This window comes from Planococcus sp. RAB007_Raresut, assembly GCF_057369535.1.
Genome location: NZ_JBXYIF010000004.1, coordinates 212,339 through 233,334, shown reverse-complemented (window position 1 = coordinate 233,334; position 20,996 = coordinate 212,339). Strand labels below are relative to the sequence as shown.

Annotated in this window: 15 protein-coding genes and 1 riboswitch; all 15 genes read left to right on the top strand. The window is 47.9% G+C overall.

The window, feature by feature from the left end; translation table 11 throughout:
* The 15 genes from speB (at nucleotide 1) to rpoE (ending at nucleotide 20,996) form a co-directional block, all read left to right on the top strand.
* Nucleotides 1–873: an agmatinase gene (gene speB, locus AC2Q9J_RS09910; RefSeq protein WP_121635631.1), complete on the top strand. Its 873-nt coding sequence runs from the start codon at nucleotides 1–3 to the stop codon at nucleotides 871–873.
* A 290-nt stretch (nucleotides 874–1,163) separates the two neighbouring features.
* Complete coding sequence (locus AC2Q9J_RS09905) at nucleotides 1,164–2,408, top strand: cation:proton antiporter (RefSeq protein ID WP_499039454.1); 1,245 nt, start codon at nucleotides 1,164–1,166, stop codon at nucleotides 2,406–2,408.
* Between the two features lie 159 nt (nucleotides 2,409–2,567).
* Entirely contained in the window at nucleotides 2,568–2,978 is a 411-nt protein-coding gene (locus AC2Q9J_RS09900; protein ID WP_499039452.1) for a YwiB family protein, read from the top strand.
* Nucleotides 2,975–4,636, top strand: a complete 1,662-nt coding sequence (gene argS / locus AC2Q9J_RS09895; protein ID WP_499039450.1) for an arginine--tRNA ligase — start codon at nucleotides 2,975–2,977, stop codon at nucleotides 4,634–4,636. The genes AC2Q9J_RS09900 and argS overlap by 4 nt, the downstream gene beginning before the upstream one ends.
* 44 nt (nucleotides 4,637–4,680) lie before the next feature.
* Nucleotides 4,681–4,867: riboswitch (cobalamin riboswitch) on the top strand.
* Nucleotides 4,868–5,321: 454 nt separating this feature from the next.
* On the top strand, nucleotides 5,322–6,299 hold the full coding sequence (locus AC2Q9J_RS09890; RefSeq protein WP_499039448.1) for a helical backbone metal receptor: 978 nt from the start codon (nucleotides 5,322–5,324) through the stop codon (nucleotides 6,297–6,299).
* Nucleotides 6,292–7,284 (top strand): FecCD family ABC transporter permease, encoded by a 993-nt coding sequence (locus tag AC2Q9J_RS09885; protein ID WP_499039446.1) that lies wholly within the window; start codon nucleotides 6,292–6,294, stop codon nucleotides 7,282–7,284. Before AC2Q9J_RS09890 ends, AC2Q9J_RS09885 begins: the two co-directional genes overlap by 8 nt.
* Nucleotide 7,285: 1 nt before the next feature.
* Nucleotides 7,286–8,752: an adenosylcobinamide amidohydrolase gene (locus AC2Q9J_RS09880; protein WP_499039444.1), complete on the top strand. Its 1,467-nt coding sequence runs from the start codon at nucleotides 7,286–7,288 to the stop codon at nucleotides 8,750–8,752.
* A 204-nt stretch (nucleotides 8,753–8,956) separates the two neighbouring features.
* Complete coding sequence (locus AC2Q9J_RS09875) at nucleotides 8,957–11,101, top strand: (Fe-S)-binding protein (protein ID WP_499039442.1); 2,145 nt, start codon at nucleotides 8,957–8,959, stop codon at nucleotides 11,099–11,101.
* A gap of 470 nt (nucleotides 11,102–11,571) precedes the next feature.
* Nucleotides 11,572–12,765: an acetyl-CoA C-acetyltransferase gene (locus AC2Q9J_RS09870; protein ID WP_499039440.1), complete on the top strand. Its 1,194-nt coding sequence runs from the start codon at nucleotides 11,572–11,574 to the stop codon at nucleotides 12,763–12,765.
* Nucleotides 12,766–12,767: 2 nt separating this feature from the next.
* On the top strand, nucleotides 12,768–13,619 hold the full coding sequence (locus tag AC2Q9J_RS09865; RefSeq protein ID WP_499039439.1) for a 3-hydroxybutyryl-CoA dehydrogenase: 852 nt from the start codon (nucleotides 12,768–12,770) through the stop codon (nucleotides 13,617–13,619).
* A 52-nt stretch (nucleotides 13,620–13,671) separates the two neighbouring features.
* On the top strand, nucleotides 13,672–14,808 hold the full coding sequence (locus AC2Q9J_RS09860) for an acyl-CoA dehydrogenase (protein ID WP_499039437.1): 1,137 nt from the start codon (nucleotides 13,672–13,674) through the stop codon (nucleotides 14,806–14,808).
* 16 nt (nucleotides 14,809–14,824) lie between these two features.
* A complete protein-coding gene (locus AC2Q9J_RS09855; RefSeq protein WP_499039435.1) occupies nucleotides 14,825–15,964 on the top strand; it encodes an acyl-CoA dehydrogenase in 1,140 nt (379 codons plus the stop codon).
* A 14-nt stretch (nucleotides 15,965–15,978) separates the two neighbouring features.
* Complete coding sequence (locus tag AC2Q9J_RS09850) at nucleotides 15,979–16,620, top strand: TetR/AcrR family transcriptional regulator (RefSeq protein WP_499039434.1); 642 nt, start codon at nucleotides 15,979–15,981, stop codon at nucleotides 16,618–16,620.
* 6 nt (nucleotides 16,621–16,626) lie between these two features.
* The gene (gene icmF / locus AC2Q9J_RS09845; RefSeq protein WP_499039432.1) at nucleotides 16,627–19,878 is read left to right on the top strand and encodes a fused isobutyryl-CoA mutase/GTPase IcmF; all 3,252 of its coding nucleotides are present in this window, start codon (nucleotides 16,627–16,629) and stop codon (nucleotides 19,876–19,878) included.
* 548 nt (nucleotides 19,879–20,426) lie between these two features.
* The gene (rpoE, locus tag AC2Q9J_RS09840; protein ID WP_499039430.1) at nucleotides 20,427–20,996 is read left to right on the top strand and encodes a DNA-directed RNA polymerase subunit delta; all 570 of its coding nucleotides are present in this window, start codon (nucleotides 20,427–20,429) and stop codon (nucleotides 20,994–20,996) included.

The following is a 20,996-nucleotide window of genomic DNA, read 5'->3' as shown; positions in this document are numbered from 1 at the left end:
ATGAGATTCGACGAAACTTATTCAGGCAAAGTATTCATCAAAAGCCATCCGAATTACGAAGAGTCAAAAGCGGTTCTATACGGCATGCCGATGGACTGGACGGTAAGCTACCGTCCGGGTTCCCGTTTCGGCCCGAATAAAATCCGTGAAGTGTCGATCGGCCTGGAAGAATACAGCCCGTATCTTGACCGCGAATTGGAAGACGTGAAGTTCTTTGATGCAGGCGATATTCCGTTGCCATTCGGCAATCCGGAAAAGTCATTGCTTGAAATCGAGACTTACGTCCATACCTTATTGAAGGATGACAAAATTCCGATGGGAATGGGCGGCGAGCATTTGGTGTCATTGCCAGTGATGAAAGCTGTCGCCAGCAAATACGACGACCTTGCAATCATCCATTTCGACGCGCACACAGATCTTCGTGAAAACTATGAAGGCGAAGAATATTCGCATTCGACGCCGATCCGCAAAATCGCGGACCACATCGGACCGACGAATGTTTATTCATTCGGCATCCGCTCCGGAATGAAAGAAGAATTTGAGTGGGCAAAAGAGCAAGGCATGCACATTTCAAAATTCGAAGTTCTCGAGCCGTTGAAAGAAGTATTGCCGACGCTTGAAGGACGCAATGTCTACGTGACGATCGATATGGACGTATTGGATCCGGCGCACGCACCAGGAACAGGAACTGTCGACGCAGGCGGCATCACGTCGCGTGAGCTGTTGGCATCCATCCACGCCATCGCTGCGTCCGGCGTCAACGTTGTCGGCTTCGACCTGGTCGAGCTGGCACCCGTATACGACCATTCCGACCAAACAGCGAATACAGCGAGCAAGCTGATCCGTGAAATGATACTTGGGTGGGTAAAGTAAAGAAAAGTAACACTATAAAAAGTCGGTCCGGAAGAATTCCCGGACCGACTTTTTTGCGCAATTTTAAGCTAGCGAGGATAAATTGCATCTAGGCGCGGATAAAAAGGCTTTTGCCGCGGATAAACAACCATTTGCCGCGGGTAAATCAACGCTAGCCGCGGATAAACAGCCTCCAGCCGCGGATAAACTGAAAACCCACCCCAAAACCTCCTGAAAAGAAGACGTAATTATGTTTATTCCTTTCTATTTAGAGATATGGTTACCTAACAAGTTAAAAGGGGGGGAGCAATATGCACGAATTCAACGAAGTCTTTATTCAAATCCTCATATTATTGGCGATTGCAATCGCGGTGGTCGGCGTAGCCAAAAAAATCAACCAGCCGGATACGATTGCGCTCGTGCTGGTCGGCTTATTGCTGGGCGTAATCAATCTGCCATTCCCGCTGATTGACCATGCGGAAGAATTCATCACTCAATCAGAAGTGTTCCAAGTCATCATCATTTCTTTATTTCTGCCGATTTTACTGGGGGATGCGACGCTCAAGCTGCCGTTCCACCATTTATATCAACAGAAGAACACAGTGATCGGCATGGCGCTCGGAGGAACTTTTCTGTCGTTCATCATTATCGGCTTTTCGGCCCATTACCTGATTGGCATGCCGATTGCCGTGGCTTTTACATTTGCCGCATTAATGAGTGCAACGGATCCAATCAGCGTTCTCTCTATATTTAAATCTGCCGGCGTATCGCAGAAACTGTCCACCATCATGGAAGGGGAATCCCTTTTCAATGACGGAATCGCCATCGTCCTGTTCCAAATCTCATCCATTTATCTTCTCACATACATAGAGATGGGATGGGCGGGCGTAGGCAGCGGCGTGTGGATGTTTTTGCGGTTTGCTGTAGGCGGTGTTTTGGTCGGCGTCATCCTCGGGTTTATTTTTTCGCAGATCATTCGTTTCTACGACGATTACCCGTTTGAGATCGCCATTTCGGCCCTGCTGTTCTTCGGCAGTTATTTTATTGCGGAACATCTCCATGTCTCGGGTGTCATCGCTGTTGTGGCGGGTGGATTCGTGTTCGGCGATTACGGCGGGAAAATCGGTATGTCTGCGACGACAGAACGGAATATCAATTCGTTTTGGGATGTTATCACCTTGATCGCCAACTCATTGATTTTCCTGATTGTCGGTCTGGAAATCCGCAACATCGATTTTGCGGGCCAGTGGAATATCATCTTCTACGCCATTCTGATTGTTATCGGAGCCAGGATCATCGCACTCTTCATCTCGACGATGCCGGCGAAAAGCCTCAACCGGAAGGAACGGGTTCTCCTGAACTGGGGCGGTCTGAAAGGCAGCTTATCAATCGCGCTGGCGCTCAGTCTTCCCCTTAGTTTCGAAGGCAGGGAGACGATCCTGTTGCTGACATTTTCCGTCGTGCTGTTCTCCTTGATCGTTCAGGGGCTGACAATAAAACCGTTGATCGCGAAACTTGGCCTCAACCAAAAAGAACAGGATAACGATGCGCACTAACTTGCTAATCCAATCTGCCGGCTCATTGTCTGAACCATCTTCTGTGGATCTGGCAAAGGGCCGGCTTTTTAGATTGTGTCAAAATAGAAACTTAATTGAAAAATCCTGTGGACTCGGGCTATAATATAAAGGTTATTATTGAACGGGGAGGCGGCAACTGTGGAAAAATCAGTGAATATCAAACTGACGACGACCATCCGCCAGCCGGATATGGAAGAGCAAGTGATGAGACTGCAATCCCACGGGACATTGACGGAAAAAAACAACCGCCAATATCTTCAATATCGGGAACAGCAGGACGAGCTTGAGATTCGGACCATTGTAAAATTCAATGAAGAAGAAGCGGTAATTATGAGAAGCGGCGGCCTTCAGATGAGGCTACCGTTTTTATTGCATAAAGAGCAGACAGGAAACCTGACAAACGCGCAGGGTTCTTTTATGCTGACGACGACCGCCCATGAGTTATCGGTGAGCGGAACTCATTTTAAAGTCCGGTATGATTTGGCGCTCGGCGCTGATTATGTCGGGGAGTATGAAATGGAAATTCAATTTATGGAGGCTACAAAATGAATGCAGTTGAAAAAGTCCAGCACGCTATTAAATTGGCGATAGCGGAAGCAGTGGAGAAAGCGGAATTGACGACAGAACCGGTGGATGTCCACCTCGAAGCGCCTAAAGATAAATCCAATGGCGATTACGCGACGAATATCGCGATGCAGTTGACGCGTATTGCAAGAAAAGCGCCGAAAGTGATTGCGGAAGCGATTGTTTCGAACATCGATAAAGAATCTGCAAATATCGAGAAAATCGAAATCGCGGGTCCAGGGTTCATTAACATCACGATCAAAAAAGATTATCTTCTGGACGTTGTGAAAACGGTTCTGGATCAAAAGGAAAATTACGGCCGCACCGATTCCGGCGCCGGCGAAAAAATCCAGGTCGAGTTCGTATCCGCGAACCCTACAGGAGACCTTCACCTGGGCCACGCGCGCGGATCGTCAGTCGGCGATTCACTCTGCAACGTTCTGGATTTTGCAGGCTATGACGTATCCCGCGAATACTATATCAATGACGCCGGCAATCAAATCAATAATCTTGCGCTGTCCATTGAAGGGCGTTATTTCGAAGAACTCGGAAAAGGCGACAGTATGCCGGAAGACGGCTACCGCGGCCAGGACATCATCGACATCGCTAAAGAGCTTGTCGCTGAACACGGCGATAAGTTCCTGAACATGACCCATGAAGAGCGTTATGCGGAATTCCGCAAGCATGGACTTGAAGTGGAGCTCGCGAAACTTCAAAAAGATTTGGCTGATTTCCGCGTGGAATTTGACGTGTGGTTCTCAGAAACTTCACTCTATGAAAACGGCAAGATTGACTTGGCATTGCAAAAACTGCGCGACAACGGCCATATCTATGAAGAAGGCGGCGCAACCTGGTTCCGTTCGACGACATTCGGCGACGACAAAGACCGCGTACTGATCAAGAATGATGGATCGTACACGTACCTCATGCCGGATATCGCTTACCACGAAGACAAGATTTCACGTGGCTTCGGCAAATTGATCAATATTTGGGGAGCGGACCATCACGGTTATATTCCGCGGATGAAGGCGGCGATCGAAGCGCTTGGCTATGACCGCGAAACGCTTGAAGTGAGCATCATCCAAATGGTGCAATTGTACAAAGACGGTGAGAAGATGAAGATGAGCAAGCGTACCGGTAAAGCGGTAACGATGCGCGAATTGGTCGAACTTGTCGGTTTGGACGCTGTACGGTATTTCTTCGCGATGCGTTCAGGCGATTCGCATATGGATTTCGATTTGGATCTGGCAGTTTCGCAATCCAATGAAAACCCGGTTTACTATGCGCAATATGGCCATGCCCGCATTTCTTCGATTTTGCGCCAGGCAGAGGAGCAAGGCTATACGGCTTCGACTGACAAACTGGATTTATTGGCAGATGAAAAGGAAATTGATGTTCTGAAGAAAATCGGTGATTTCCCGCAAGTGATCGCGGATGCTGCTAAACAGCGCGCGCCTCACCGTGTGACGACTTACATCCAGGAACTGGCTTCACAATTCCATAGTTTCTATAACGCCAATAAAGTACTGGATACTTCAAATGAAGAAATGACCCGTGCACGCCTTGCGTTGATTACAGCAGTTAAAACGACGCTTGCAAACGCATTGAAAACTGTCGGTGTATCTGCGCCGGAAAAAATGTAAGCGACATTTCACAAAATTTCTGTATAATGAAATAGAGAAGTAAATTTTATATTAATCATAAAGGTGCTTATGTCTAAGAACATGAGTTAAAAGGGAAGCCGGTTCGATTCCGGCGCGGTCCCGCCACTGTAAGTGTGAGCTATCTGTAAAATGCCACTGGAACAATGTTTCGGGAAGGTGCAGAATGCGATGATCATGAGCCAGGAGACCTGCCTTTATGAAACACCCATAAGCTTGCGAGGACAGGCTGGATGCGCATGTCTTTTTATGGCGTCCTTTCAGACCTCCCGCAGTTTTTGTGGGAGGTCTTTATTTTATCGAAAAGCGACAGCGCCCGTTAAGCTCTGAAAGGCATAAGACGGAATAGCGGAGTGGCGTTCCGCCATGTAGCTAGACCGGCTTATGACCCGAAGAGCTGGGCCGCGGGAGTCTGGACACTAGAAAAGCGGAAACGGCCGCTCAGCTCCGACAAGCGTAAGACGCACTGGCGTAGCGGCATGTTTTCAGCCGCTTAGGCAGTGAGGCTTACGACTCGAGGAGTTGGCCGTTGGAGTCTGGACACCGGATGCTTGGAGAAAGTGCAATACTTAATTGAAATATTTTTGGTTCAGCCTCGAATCAGCGGTACCCCCTCCGCTGATTGGGTGCTGAACCGCAAACAACAAACACATTGGAGGAATACAACATGAAGAAATTTTGGAAGTTTGGTATGAGTGCAGGGCTCGCAGCAATGCTGCTTGCAGGATGCGGCGGAGAGGACGCGGCGAACGAAGAACAGCAGATCGAAACACCGGCAGAGCCGCCTGAGGAAGTAGCGGAAGCGGATTTCCCAGTAACACTGGTGGATGCGCTTGGTGACGAAGTAGTAATCGAAGAAGAACCGCAGACGATTGTGTCCATGGTTCCATCGACAACGGAAATCTCTTATGAATTGGGTCTTGGGGATAAAATGGTCGGCTTGTCCGATTTCGATAATTACCCAGAGGAAACGGCTGATGTAGAAAAAATCGGCGGTCAGGAATTTAATGTTGAGAAGATCATCAGCCTTGAACCGGATCTTGTCATTTCACACGAATCGGGCATCAGCACATGGGAGGAAGGCCTTCAACAATTGCGCGACGCCGGATTGACGGTCTATGTCGTTAATAACGAAACAAGTTTTGATGAAGTATACGATTCCATCACGATAATCGGCCAGGCGACAGGAACGACAGAAGAAGCGAATGCGCTGGTTCAAGAAATGCAGGTTCAGGTAGATGAAATTACTGAACAGGCACAGGCGATTGATGAGCCGAAAACTGTTTTTGTTGAAGTGGGAAGCGAACCCGACATTTATACAACCGGCAGCGGCACTTTCATCGATGAAATGCTGACGATGATCAACGCTGAAAATATGGCAGGCGATCAGGAAGGCTGGGCCAGCATGGATCCGGAAGCGATTGTCGAAGGCAACCCGGATGTGATTGTCACAACTGAAGGCGCTTATAAGCCGGATGCAGTGGAACAGATCAAAGAGCGCGGCGGCTTTGCGGATGTCACTGCTGTACAGGAAGACGCAGTCTACAATCTTGACTCTGATGCTGTAACGCGTTCAGGCCCGCGTTTAACTGCTGGATTGCTTGAATTGGCGCAGGCTGTTTACCCTGAGGTATTCAGTGAGTAAAAACTGGTTAGCGTACATTGTTTCATTTCTTTTGCTGGGAGTTGCAATAATGCTGGGGGTGACTGTGGGCACTGTGTCCATTTCACCTGAGGTATTGTGGAATCCTTCATCAGATGAAACAGCTGCCAATATCTTATGGAATATCCGCATGCCGAGAGTGGTTCTTGCGGGGCTTGTGGGAGCGGCGCTGGCGATTGCAGGCGCCGCCTTTCAGGGTCTATTGCGTAATCCGCTTGCGGACCCTTATACATTGGGGGTTTCTTCCGGTGCTTCCGTCGGAGCGGTTATGACGTTGTTTTTCGGCATCTCGATTCCATTTCTCGGCAGTTTCACATTGCCGGTCATGAGTATGCTCGGCGCATTGGTGACGATGCTCGCGGTCATCGGGTTTGCGAAAATGGTGGACCGTTCGATGAAAATGGAGACTGTCATTTTGACGGGGATTATTTTCAGTTCCTTTCTCGGGTCCATCATTTCATTGATGATCGCTTTGACGGGTGAAGAGCTTCGCCAGATCATCGGCTGGCTCCTCGGAAGCGTTTCGATGCGCGGCTGGCCGTATGTGCAGATGGCGCTGCCTTTCATTTTGATCGGTTCATTTCTGTTATGGCTGAATCGCCGCGAATTAAATGCCATGCTGTTTGGCGAGGACCGGGCAAGGCATCTCGGAGTCGATGTGCGAAAGCGGAAAATGGTTATCCTGATCGGGGGATCAGTTTTGACTGGCGCCGCCGTTGCGGTTTCCGGAACAATCGGATTTGTCGGTTTGGTGGTGCCGCATATCACGCGTATGCTGTGGGGGGCGGACCATCGGCATCTGCTGTCGCTGTCGTTCATCAACGGCGCCTCCTTGTTGATCATTTGTGATTTAGTATCACGGACCATCATTTCCCCGACCGAATTGCCGATTGGAGTTATCACCGCATTTATCGGCGCACCGGTATTTGCATTCATCTTCTTCCGGCAGCGAAAAGGGGTGGCTTGAAATGTTGAAAGTAAATCGCCTGAGCGGTGGCTACGGTGAAAAAAATATAGTAGCTGATGTCGATTTCACTGTCAAAGAAGGTAAAATGCTTGGGATTTTAGGTCCGAACGGCAGCGGGAAATCTACATTGATGAAATTTATGAGCGGGATTCTGGAAGCGACATCCGGATCCGTCGTGATAGATGGCAAGGAATTAAAGGATTACGCTACGAAAGAGTTGGCGAAGAAAATGGCTGTATTGCCGCAGCTTCATGCACATGCGTTTTCCCATAGTGTTCGCGAAACTGTTTCACTGGGAAGGTATCCTCACCAGAGCGGCTGGTTTTCATCGTGGTCTAAGGAAGACGAAGAAGCGGTGGCCGAAGCAATGGAATTGATGGATATCGGGCGCTATGAGCATACGCCGATCGACCAAATGTCGGGCGGTGAGCAGCAGCGAGTCTTTGTTGCCCAGGCACTGGCTCAAAACGCATCAATCCTTTTATTGGATGAGCCGACAAACCATTTGGATATCAATCATCAAAAAGAATTACTCGATACCATCAAACGGCAGGCGATCGAGAAGAATCTGACGATCGTCTCCATTTTCCATGATATCAATCTGGCTTCGATGTATTGCGATTCACTTTTGCTCCTTGAAAAAGGACGAGTAGCGGCTATTGGGGAGCCGCATGAAGTGGTGAAAGAAAAAGAGATCAGGAAAGTATACGGAACCAGAATTTCGACACATCCACATCCGGAGCTGCCAAAACCTCAAATTACTTTAATGCCTGGCATCAAGCGGCAAGTAAAAAAACAGCAAGTCCGAATAGAGGACTTCGCGATTTCCCGGGAAATGGTGCTGTACAGAAGTGAAATTCCATTGAAAACGGTATCTTCTGCAGTCATAAACGCGGGGTCGGGATGGTTTACCACATTCATGAACCGGCGGGTCGATGAAAATTATGAAGTCAATGATACAGTGGCGGAGTTGACCGGTTTTATTGAAGAGAGAGGTTTCAAACCCACCGATACTGTCGCGATGATGACCGCAGTCGATGTCGGTCAGGCGGTCCTCGAATCGTGTAGCTTTGAAGGCGGATCAATTGTTGTGGCAGTTACAGCGGGGGCTGGAAACGGCACCGATGTTTCTCTGACGCACCAGAAAGAACGGGTGAAAAAGGTCGGTACGGTCAATACGTGGATTTTTGTCAACGGTATATTGGCCGAAGAAGCATTTCTTCAAGCGTTGATGACGGCGACAGAAGCGAAAACGAAAGCTTTTCAGCAGGAAAAAGTGATTGACCCGTTTACTGGCACGATTGCCACCGGTACACCGACGGACAGTGTGCTGGTCAGTTCAACGCAGCAGGGAAATGAATTTCAATATGCCGGGCCGATATCTGAACTCGGCCGCCATATCGGCAAAACTGTTTTCGAAGCGACGACGGAAGCAATCCGCCGCTATCGCAGCCAAGCACCGCATTGAGCGGTGCTTTTTTTATGGGGGATTTTCAAGAAGATGGCTGCGGAAAAAGCTATAATCTATAAAATAGATGAAAACCCTTTCAATAGAACTATTGACTGAATGCTCATTCATATTTTAATATAGAACTAAGCATCGACAATCGATGGGAGTTCACGTAAACTTTGAATAAGGATTTTTTGGAATATATTTTAAGGGGGAGTACCAATGGAGCCATTGCTCATTGCTAACTGGATCTTGTTCCTGGCTGTGACGATATACGCAGTTTATCTATTCGTTTATTTGCTTAAGTCACGCTACGACTACATCCAACTGGGGAAAAAAGTGGAGTTTGAGGACAATTTCAACGAACGCGTCCGCAAAGTCATGGTCAACGTATTTGGTCAAAAGAAATTATTGAAGGATAAGAAAAGTGGAGCAATTCACGTCATGTTCTTCTACGGATTTTTATTAGTGCAGGCAAGTGCCATCGATTTTATTATCAAAGGCTTGTCGCCAGGTTCCCACCTGCCTTTAGGGCCGCTGTATCCTGCATTTACATTTTTCCAGGAGATTGTTACGTTAACAATTCTGGTTGCGGTAGTGTGGGCGTTCTACAGACGTTATATTGAAAAACTGGTTCGCTTGAAACGCGGCTGGAAATCCGGTCTTGTGCTGATTTTCATCGGCGGTTTGATGGTTACAGTCCTAGTCGGTAATGGTGCCGGAATGGTTTGGCAGGATCATCCGACAGCTTGGACTGAGCCTGTAGCATCTGTATTCGCTATGATTTTCGCAGGCCTTCCTGAAACAGCAGCTGCAACGATTTTCTATATTATGTGGTGGGCACATCTATTGTTCCTATTAACATTCCTTGTTTATGTACCACAATCAAAACACGCTCACTTGATCTTCGGACCGGTCAACACATGGTTCCACCGTACTGATCACGTCGGCCGCTTGAAGCCGATCAATTTTGAAGAGATGGAAGAAGCGGATGAAGATGATCCTGACGCTATGCCATCATTTGGTGTCGGAAAAATCACAGACTTCAACCAAGGGCAGATGATCGACTTCTACGCATGCGTGGAATGTGGTCGATGCACGAATATGTGTCCAGCAACCGGTACAGGGAAAATGCTGTCGCCGATGGACCTTATTACAAAACTTCGTGATAACTTGACGAACACGGGTGCAGTTATGACCCAGAAAAAACCATGGGTGCCGGCAATGGCATTCGGCAACACACAAGGGAACCAGTTGGCAATGGCTGCTGGCGCTGAAGGCGTAAGCATCGATGATCTTTACAGCCCAAGCCTTATCGGAGACGTTATCACAGAAGAAGAAATCTGGGCATGTACGACTTGCCGTAACTGTGAAGACCAATGTCCGGTAATGAACGAACACGTCGATAAAATCATCGACCTTCGCCGTTACCTTGTTATGACTGAAGGGAAAATGGATAAAGACGCTCAGCGCGCGATGACAAACATCGAGAAGCAGGGTAATCCATGGGGCCTTAACCGTAAAGATAAAGAAAACTGGAGAGATGCGCGTGAAGACGTTCATATCCCGACTGTCAAGGAAATGAACAAAGCCGGAGAAGAATTCGAATTCCTATTCTGGGTTGGTTCAATGGGTTCATTCGACAGCCGCTCTCAAAAAATCGCTTTGTCATTTGCCCGTCTGATGAATGAAGCGGGAGTTAAATTCGCGATTCTCGGCAATAAAGAAAAGAACTCCGGAGATACACCGCGTCGTCTTGGGAACGAATTCCTGTTCCAGGAACTTGCGACAGCGAACATCAAAGAGTTTGAAAAATCGGATATCAAGAAAATCGTTACGATTGATCCGCACGCATACAATATCTTCAAAAACGAGTATCCTGATTTCGGCTTCCAGGCTGAAGTCTACCACCATACCGAAATGCTGTTTGAACTATTGCAACAAGGCAAGCTGAAACCGCAGTACGCAGTCAATGAAAAGATCACTTTCCATGATTCCTGCTACCTAGGCCGTTACAACGATGTCTATGACGCACCGCGTGAGATTTTGAAATCGATCGAAGGCGTCGAATTGGTTGAAATGGTCCGTAACCGCCAGGATGGAATGTGCTGTGGCGCTGGTGGCGGATTGATGTGGATGGAAGAAGATGCTGGACATCGCGTCAACGTTGCGCGTACCGAGCAGGCACTCGAAGTGAATCCTACAATGATTTCTTCCGGCTGTCCGTACTGCCTGACAATGTTGTCAGATGGAACGAAAGCGAAAGAAGTTGAAGAAACAGTAGGCACTTATGACGTGTCCGAACTGCTTGAAATGTCGATCTTTGGCAATGAAACACCGATTCCGGAAGAACAGCTTTTTCAATAAAGAGAAACTTCATCCAGCGGAGTCCATTTTTCCGCTGAATGTTAGTTGATCCATTCGGGTTTTTAGGGTCAGTTGAGCTCTTGCTTGGCAAAGTGGGAGCCTTACTGACCATTAAAACGGGATAAAGATTGCTAAAAGCGGAAAAATTCTATAATATGAAAGATAAGAGGAGGGAGTGTAAAAGCTCCCTTTTTTCACGAGAACTTGCCGAGCGAGCGTTCAGTCAACCAAACGCCAAACGAAGTTTCGGCGCTTGGTTAGCCTCGAAGCTAGTGAGGCGGAGCCGAACGATGCAGAGGCAATGTTTTGCGATGAACATAGCGTAATACCCTTTTTACAAATTTTATCAGCGATTTTCAGAGTTTTATCGTCGATTTCCAACCGTTTATCGTCGATTCCAGGAAATAAGCCACATCCATTATTTTTTTATTTCAAGTGAAAACGTTTACAACATGGGAGGAGAATTTATCATGGCAAAAACAGTTATCATTGATGGCGCAAGAACAGCATTCGGGAAATTCGGAGGCGGCCTGAGCTCATTGACAGCCAGCGACCTCGGAGCAGCAGCAATCAAAGAAGCAATGAACCGTGCAAATATCCAGCCGGAAGATGTCCAGGAAGTGATCATGGGCAACGTCCTGCAGGCTGGCCAGGGCCAGATTCCTTCAAGACAAGCGGCCTATAAAGCCGGCATTCCATATAACGTAAAATCAGAAACAATCAATAAAGTGTGTGCATCAGGACTTCGTTCCGTAACGATGGCTGATCAGATCATCCGACTCGGTGACGAAGAAGTGATTGTAGCGGGCGGAATGGAATCCATGTCGAATGCGCCCTACTACTTGCCGAAAGCGCGCTGGGGATTGCGTATGGGCGATGCTCAAATGATCGACGGAATGGTTCATGACGGATTGTCATGTTCATTCCATCCCGATAAAGTCTATATGGGCACCTACGGAAACTCGACTGCTGAAGAACACGGTTTGACGCGTGAAAAACAGGATGAATGGTCTGTCCGTTCACATGAACGCGCAATCAAAGCGAAAGACGTTTTCGCTGAAGAAATCACGCCGATCGAAGTGAAGCAGCGTAAAGGCGATCCGATTAAAGTTGAGTTGGATGAAGCGCCGCGTGAAGGCACAACGGCAGAATCTTTATCCAAATTAAAACCGGCATTCGGCAAAGACGGCACAATTACTGCCGGAAACGCGCCAGGGATCAATGATGGAGCGGCTGCACTTATTATGATGAGTGAAGAACGCGCGCAAAGGGATGGCAAAACTCCATTAGCTTATGTACTTTCTCACACGGAAGTAGCTGTTGAACCGCACCGTTTCCCGGAAACACCGGGTCTTGTCATCAACGAGCTTTTGAAGAAAACAGGCAAATCTTTGGATGACATCGATTTATTCGAAATCAATGAAGCATTCGCAGCTGTAGCACTGGCGAGTTCGAAAATCGCTGGATTGGATGCAGAAAAAGTGAACGTCAACGGTGGCTCTGTAGCGCTTGGGCATCCGATTGGCGCAAGCGGAACACGCATCATCCTGACACTGGCGTATGAGTTGAAACGCCGTGGCGGCGGTATCGGTATTGCGGCAATCTGCTCAGGCGGCGGTCAAGGCGATGCAATTATGATCGAAGTTCCTAAGGAGGCAAAATAAGAATGGCAATTCAAAACGTAATGGTGATCGGAGCCGGCCAAATGGGTTCCGGCATCGCGCAAGTCTGCGCACAGGCAGGATTTAATGTGAAATTGAACGATATGAAGCAGGAAGCATATGATCGCGGAATCGCGAACATAACAAAAAACCTCTCCCGCAATGTGGAAAAAGGCCGTATGACGGAAGATGAAAAGTCAGAAACTCTTGGCCGCATCACTTCTTCATTGGATTTGAAAGACGCACACGACGTCGATATCGTCATCGAAGCGGCTGTTGAAAATATGGAGATCAAACACAGCATCTTTAAGACGCTTGATGAAGTGGCGCCGAAGCACGCGATTTTGGCGACAAATACGTCTTCACTGCCGATTACGGAAATTGCGGCAGTGACGAACCGTCCAGAGCAGGTGATCGGCATGCATTTCATGAATCCGGTGCCGGTCATGAAACTGGTTGAAATCATCCGCGGCCTCGCGACGACGGATGAAGTTTATAAAACAATAGAAGAAATGACATTGAAATTATCGAAAACACCTGTGGAATGCAATGATTTCCCTGGCTTTGTTTCGAACCGTATATTGATGCCGATGATCAATGAAGCGGTTTTCACGCTTCAGGAAGGTGTCGCGACGAAAGAAGCGATCGACAGCATCATGAAAATGGGCATGAACCATCCGATGGGCCCGCTTGAGCTGGCTGATTTTATTGGACTCGATACATGCCTTTACATTATGGAAGTACTTCACGAAGGCTTTGGCGACAGCAAATACCGCCCAAGTCCGTTATTACGCCAGTACGTGAAAGCCGGTTGGCTTGGCAAGAAAACAGGACGCGGATTCTACGAATACAATTAATCAAGACAGGACGCGGATTCTACGAATACAATTAATCAAGGAGGAACCCGCAATGGACTTACATTTTACAGATGAACAAATTATGATGCGCAATATGGTGCGCGATTTTGCAAAAGAAGAAATTACTCCTTTTATCGAAAAGATGGAAGAAGGCGAATTTCCTCGTGAAATCCTGAACAAAATGGCTGGTCTTGGTTTGATGGGCATTACAGCTCCTGAAAAATACGGCGGCTCGGAAATGGACTTCACTTCTTATATCACGGCCATCCATGAATTATCGAAAGCAAGCGGCGTCATCGGCGTAATTCTTTCCGTTCACACTTCAGTCGGGACAAATCCGATTCTGCATTTCGGAACGGAAGAGCAGATCGCGAAGTATGTGCCGAAACTTGCAAGCGGCGAGTATCTTGGCGCATTTTGCCTGACGGAACCGGCTGCCGGTTCTGACGCAGGCAGTTTGAAGACAAGAGCTGTGCTGGACGGCGAAGAGTATGTGTTGAACGGTTCAAAAGTGTTCATCACGAATGGCGGCGAAGCGGACACATATATCGTCTTCGCTTCCACGAAACCGGAAGCCGGCTCACGCGGCATCTCCGCTTTTATTGTTGAAAAAGATTTTCCAGGCCTTGTCATCGGCAAGGATGAAAAGAAAATGGGCATGCACGGTTCGCGGACTGTACAGCTTACGTTCGACAATATGCGCGTTCCTGCTGAAAATTTGTTGGGCCAGGAAAATAAAGGCTTCAGCATTGCCATGGCTAACTTGAATGTTGGACGCATCGGCATCGCGGCCCAAGCGCTTGGCATCGCAGAAGCGGCGTATGAGTACTCGGTTGCCTACGCCAAAGAGCGTGAGCAATTCGGCAAGCCGATTGCCCAGCAGCAAGGCATCGCGTTTAAGCTCGCGGATATGGCGACACAAGTCGAAGCTGCGAAACTGCTTGTTTATAACGCGGCCAGCCTTTATTCCGAAGGCAAGGATTGCAATAAAGAAGCGTCGATGGCGAAATTATTCGCATCGAAAGCTGCTATGGATATTGCGATTGAAGCAATCCAGGTTTACGGCGGTTATGGCTATACAGAAGATTATCCGGTGGAGCGTTTGTTCCGCGACGCGAAAGTGACGGAAATCTATGAAGGCACGAGTGAAATTCAACGAATCGTAATCAGCAAACAACTATTAAAATAGCAGGGGGAAAATGAAAATGAATTTTAAATTAAGCGAAGAACATGAAATGATCCGTAAAATGGTGCGCGATTTTGCAAACAAAGAAGTGGCACCGACAGCAGAAGAGCGTGACGAAGAAGAACGTTTTGACCGTGACATTTTTGACAAGATGGCTGAACTTGGCCTTACTGGTATTCCGTGGCCGGAAGAATACGGCGGAATTGGATCTGACTATTTGGCGTACTGCATCGCGGTTGAAGAATTGTCCCGCGTTTGTGCATCAACAGGAGTAACGCTTTCCGCGCATACTTCACTTGCGGGATGGCCGGTGTACACATTCGGTACGGAAGAGCAGAAACAAAAATATCTTCGTCCGATGGCGGAAGGTTCGAAAATCGGTGCTTATGGTTTGACTGAACCGGCTTCAGGCTCCGACGCTGGCGGCATGAAAACCAGTGCGAAAGAAGACGGCGACCACTATATTCTTAACGGTTCGAAAATCTTCATCACTAACGGCGGGATTGCGGATATCTACATCGTATTCGCTGTGACTGACCCGACTTCAAAACATAAAGGGACGACTGCGTTCATCGTAGAAAAAGATTTCGAAGGATTCTCTGTCGGCAAGAAAGAGAAGAAACTCGGCATCCGTTCAAGCCCTACAACTGAAATCATTTTCGATAACTGCCGTGTACCAAAAGAAAATATGCTTGGCGAACTTGGCCAAGGATTTAAAATCGCTATGCAGACGCTTGACGGCGGCCGCAACGGCATCGCTGCACAAGCAGTCGGAATCGCGCAAGGCGCAATGGACGCTGCAATCGATTACGCGAAAGAACGTGAGCAATTCGGCAAACCGATTGCTGCAAACCAAGGGATTTCATTCAAGTTGGCGGATATGGCTACTTCAATCGAAGCTTCACGCCTATTGACTTACCAGGCTGCTTGGCTTGAGTCGAATAAATACTCGTACAGCAAAGAATCGGCTATGGCTAAATTGATGGCCGGCGATACAGCGATGAAAGTTACTGTTGAAGCGGTGCAGGTATTTGGCGGCTACGGCTATACGAAAGACTATCCGGTAGAACGCTTCATGCGCGACGCTAAAATCACTCAAATCTATGAAGGCACACAGGAAATCCAGCGTTTGGTCATTTCCCGTATGGTCACAAAATAATCGGAGGCAGGCCTATGAATGAAAAGCGTGCAATACAGTCTTCCGTAAAAGATGAAAGCCTGATCGAAAAGCGCCGAGCGCAAATGATCCGCGGCGCTGTCACGCTTTTTAAAGAAAAGGGCTTTCACCGCACGACTACAAGAGAAATCGCCAAGGCAGCGGGTTTCAGCATCGGTACTTTATATGAATACATCCGAACAAAAGAAGATGTGCTCTATCTTGTCTGTGACTCGATTTACGACGAAGTGCATTCGCGTCTGGCGACAATCGATATGGAAAACGGCTCATGGGAAGTGCTGATCACGGCACTCGAACACTATTACGGATTGATCGACGATATGCAGGATGAATTCGTCGTCATGTACCAGGAGTCGAAATCATTGCCGAAAGACGCTTTGCAATATGTGCTCACAAAGGAAACGGAAATGGTTTCCCTTTTCGAGCGCCTGTTGACCGAATGCGCCGAACGCGGACAGGTGGATCTGACGCCGAAGGAAATCGTTTTGGCGTCCCATCATTTATTCGTTCAGGGCCAGATGTGGGCATTCCGCCGCTGGGCTCTGCGCGATTTCACGATTCAAGAATTTATCGAAATGCAAACGAAGTTCCTTCTGCAGGGGATGGCAGGAGAAAAAATCTCGGTATCAGGGGGCTAAACATACATGGCTACAATCCAGGAAACAAAAACGTACCAGCCGAAAAACCATATCCGTTTTGTTACAGCTTCAGCGTTGTTCGACGGACATGACGCATCGATCAATATCATGCGACGTATTTTACAATCGACCGGTGTTGAAGTAATCCACCTCGGACATAACCGTTCGGTTGAAGAAGTGGTCAATGCTGCAATCCAGGAAGATGTGCAGGGAATCGCGATTTCCTCTTATCAGGGAGGACACGTCGAATACTTCAAGTACATGCATGATTTATTGCAGGAGAAAGGCGCTCCGCATATCCGCATTTATGGCGGAGGCGGGGGCGTTATCCTTCCGCGCGAAATCATGGAGCTTCACGAATACGGCATTGCCCGCATTTTCTCGCCGGAAGACGGCCGCAAAAAAGGGCTTCAGGGTATGATCACGGAAATCGTTGAAGAATGTGATTTCTCGACGGTCAAAGAGGATCTTTCTGTTGAAAAATTATCTCCGGAAAATCCGGTAACTGTCGCGAACTTGATTACTGCCGCAGAAGAAGCGCATACACGCGGCGGCGATACATCCGAATTGATGAGTGCAGTGAAAAACCAGTCTAAAAACACACCTGTGCTGGGCATCACCGGAACAGGCGGAGCTGGGAAAAGTTCTTTGACGGATGAATTGATCCGCCGTTTCCTTACAGAATTACCGGGTAAAAACATTGCGATCCTCTCAATCGACCCGACTAAACAAAAAACAGGCGGCGCATTGCTTGGCGACCGAATCCGCATGAACGCAATCTTCAACAAACGCGTTTTCATGAGAAGCCTTGCAACCCGTGGCTCGCGTACAGAACTGTCCGCGGCACTTGGAGATGTGCTTGACGTCATCAAGGCAGCAGGTTTTGACCTGATTGTCGTGGAAACAAGCGGTATCGGACAAGGAGATGCCGAAATCGCCAACTTCTCGGACGTTTCGATGTACGTCATGACAAGTGAATTCGGAGCGCCTTCTCAACTGGAAAAAATCGACATGATCGATTACGCGGATTTGATTGTCATCAATAAATTCGAGCGTAAAGGCTCAGAAGATGCATTGCGCCAGGTTCAAAAGCAATTCCAGCGCAGCCATATGCGTTTTGATGATGAATTGGACAAGATGCCTGTTTATGGCACAATTGCCAGCCAGTTCAATGATAAAGGAACAAACTCCCTGTTCGCGGCTTTGGTTGCGACCGTCAATGAAAAATGCGGCACCGACTGGGTGACGGATTACGAACAATTCGCAAAAACGCAAAAAGAGAACCTGATCATCCCGAATGACCGCCGTTATTATTTGCGTGAGTTGACGGATACTGTCCGCGGCTACCACGCGAAGTCAAAAGAGCAGGCAGGATTTGCCCGCCGCCTCTTCCAGTTGGAAGGCGCAATCGACGAAGTGAAGAAAAAATCGCCGGACGACGCATTGGTAAATTCACTCCAATCCCTTGCAGAAGGTGTCCGTGATCAATTGACGAATGAATCAAAACGCATTCTGGAAAACTGGGCAGCAGTGAAAGAAGCCTATACAGGCGACGAATTCGTGACCACTGTCCGCGACAAGGAAATCCGTACGATTTTACGCACGGAAAGCTTGTCAGGACTGAAAATTCCAAGAGTCGTATTGCCGAAATTCGTTGATTACGGAGAAATCCTCAGCTGGGTTTACGCTGAAAACGTACCGGGTTCATTCCCTTATACAGCTGGTGTCTTCCCGTTCAAACGCGCGGGAGAAGATCCAAAACGCCAATTCGCGGGTGAAGGGACGCCGGAACGCACAAACCGCCGCTTCCATTACCTGTCGAAAGACGACGACGCAAAACGCCTGTCGACGGCATTCGATTCCGTAACACTTTACGGAGAAGATCCGGATCACCGCCCTGATATTTATGGTAAAGTCGGCGAGTCAGGTGTATCCATCTGTACGCTGGACGACATGAAAAAATTATATGACGGCTTTGATCTCTGTGCGCCGTCCACTTCCGTTTCCATGACGATCAACGGGCCGGCACCGATCATCCTTGCGATGTTCATGAATACGGCAATCGATCAGCAAGTCAAGAAACGTGAAGAAGAACTCGGCCGCACATTGACGCTCGAAGAATTCACCGAAGTCCGTGAAGGGACGCTGCAAGTGGTCCGCGGGACGGTTCAGGCGGATATCCTGAAAGAAGACCAAGGGCAGAACACATGCATCTTCTCGACTGAATTCGCATTGCGTATGATGGGCGATATCCAGCAATACTTCATCGACCATAAAGTGCGCAATTACTATTCCGTATCGATTTCGGGCTATCATATCGCGGAAGCGGGCGCAAACCCGATTTCACAATTGGCCTTCACGCTGTCGAACGGCTTCACTTACGTGGAATATTATCTGAGCCGCGGCATGAACATCGATGACTTTGCGCCGAACTTGTCGTTCTTCTTCTCGAACGGCCTGGATCCGGAGTACACGGTTATCGGACGTGTGGCAAGACGCATCTGGGCAATCGTGATGCGCGATAAATACGGTGCCAACGAACGCAGCCAGAAACTGAAATACCATGTTCAGACTTCAGGCCGCAGCCTTCATGCACAGGAAATCGACTTCAACGATATCCGCACAACGCTGCAGGCTTTGATGGCACTTCAGGACAACACGAACTCGCTTCATACGAACGCTTACGATGAAGCCATCACGACTCCGACTGAGGAATCTGTCCGCCGCGCAATGGCGATCCAGATGATCATCACGAAAGAGCACGGCTTGTCGAAAAACGAAAATCCGCTGCAAGGCGCATTTATTGTTGAAGAACTGACGCAGCTGGTGGAAGAAGCGGTATTGCAGGAATTCGACCGCATCAACGACCGCGGCGGCGTGCTTGGCGCTATGGAAACACAATATCAGCGCGGCAAGATCCAGGAAGAATCGATGCATTACGAAATGAAGAAACACACAGGCGAATTGCCGATTATCGGAGTCAACACGTATCTGAACCCGAATCCGCAATCGGACGACGACATCAATGCGATGGAAATCGCCCGCGCCACAAAAGAAGAGAAAGAAACACAGATCAACAACCTGCGTGCCTTCCAGGAGCGCAATGATTCTGACGAAGCGCTTGCACGCTTGAAACAGGCCGCGAAAACTGGCGGCAACATCTTTGAAGAATTGATGGAAACTGTTAAAGTGGCAAGTCTTGGCCAAATTACGACTGCATTATACGAAGTCGGCGGCCAATATCGCCGGAATATGTAAGAATTTATGTGAGAACCCGTTTGCATCCTTTGCAGGCGGGTTTTTCTCATTGGATTCGATGAGTTTTGGAAGTTACGCGCGATTAAAGATTTTTATGCGCGGTTAAGCTGATTTACCCGCGATTAAAAAGAAATATGCGCGATTAAAATTTTTTGTGCACGATTAAAAAATTTTGCGTGCGTTCAGCCTAAATCTGTATGCGACTGACATATGCGACAACTATACAGTCGGCTCGCCGGATTGATTCGAAAAGCTATTCGATATATTCAGGAAACTCAGTTATAATAGAAGAAATTGCACGTGGGCCATAAAGGATGATTAACTATGCCGAAGTATGTAAATTACCTGATAATTATTGTCTGTATCATATTGATCATTTTCCTGTACAATAGAGCACTGGGCTCCGTTCCGTTAATCATCCTGTCGCTCTACCTGTTTTATTATGGGTGGAAGGAATTGGGGAAAAGAAAAAACAAGTCACGGTAGCGGACTGAAGAGACTTTGTATATAATGAATTAAGTTAAGAGAGAAGAAGGGACGTGCGGTAATTGAAATTACGTGAATTATCCAAAGAGGAACTAATCGAAGAGTCGTTTGTAGACTTAACATACGCATTATTGGCTGAAACCCATGAAACAAAAACATATCCTGAAATCGTTGAGGAAATTGAAGGTTTGCTGGGCCTTTCTAAAGAAGATATGAAAGCGCGCCTTGTGCAATTCTACACGGACATGAACATTGATGGACGCTTCCTGATCCTCGGTGAAAACCGTTGGGGCCTTCGTGAATGGTATCCGGTAGAGCAGATCGAAGAAGAATCTGCGCCGACTGTCAAAGCCCGCAAGAAGAAAGCGAAAGTTGCGGACGATGAAGAATTCGAAGATATGGACCTTGAAATGGAAGATGAACTCGACTTCGATGATTTTGACGAAGATGAAGAGGACGATGAAGACGTAACGCCTAAACTCGGCGACGAAGTGGAAGTAATCGATTTTGATGCTGAAACGGACGAAGACGAGGATGAAGAGGACGTTGACGTTCTGGTCGAAGACATCGATGGCAACATCATTGATGATGAAGACGAAGAAGATGAAGAAGAAGACGAAGAGTTGAAGTAA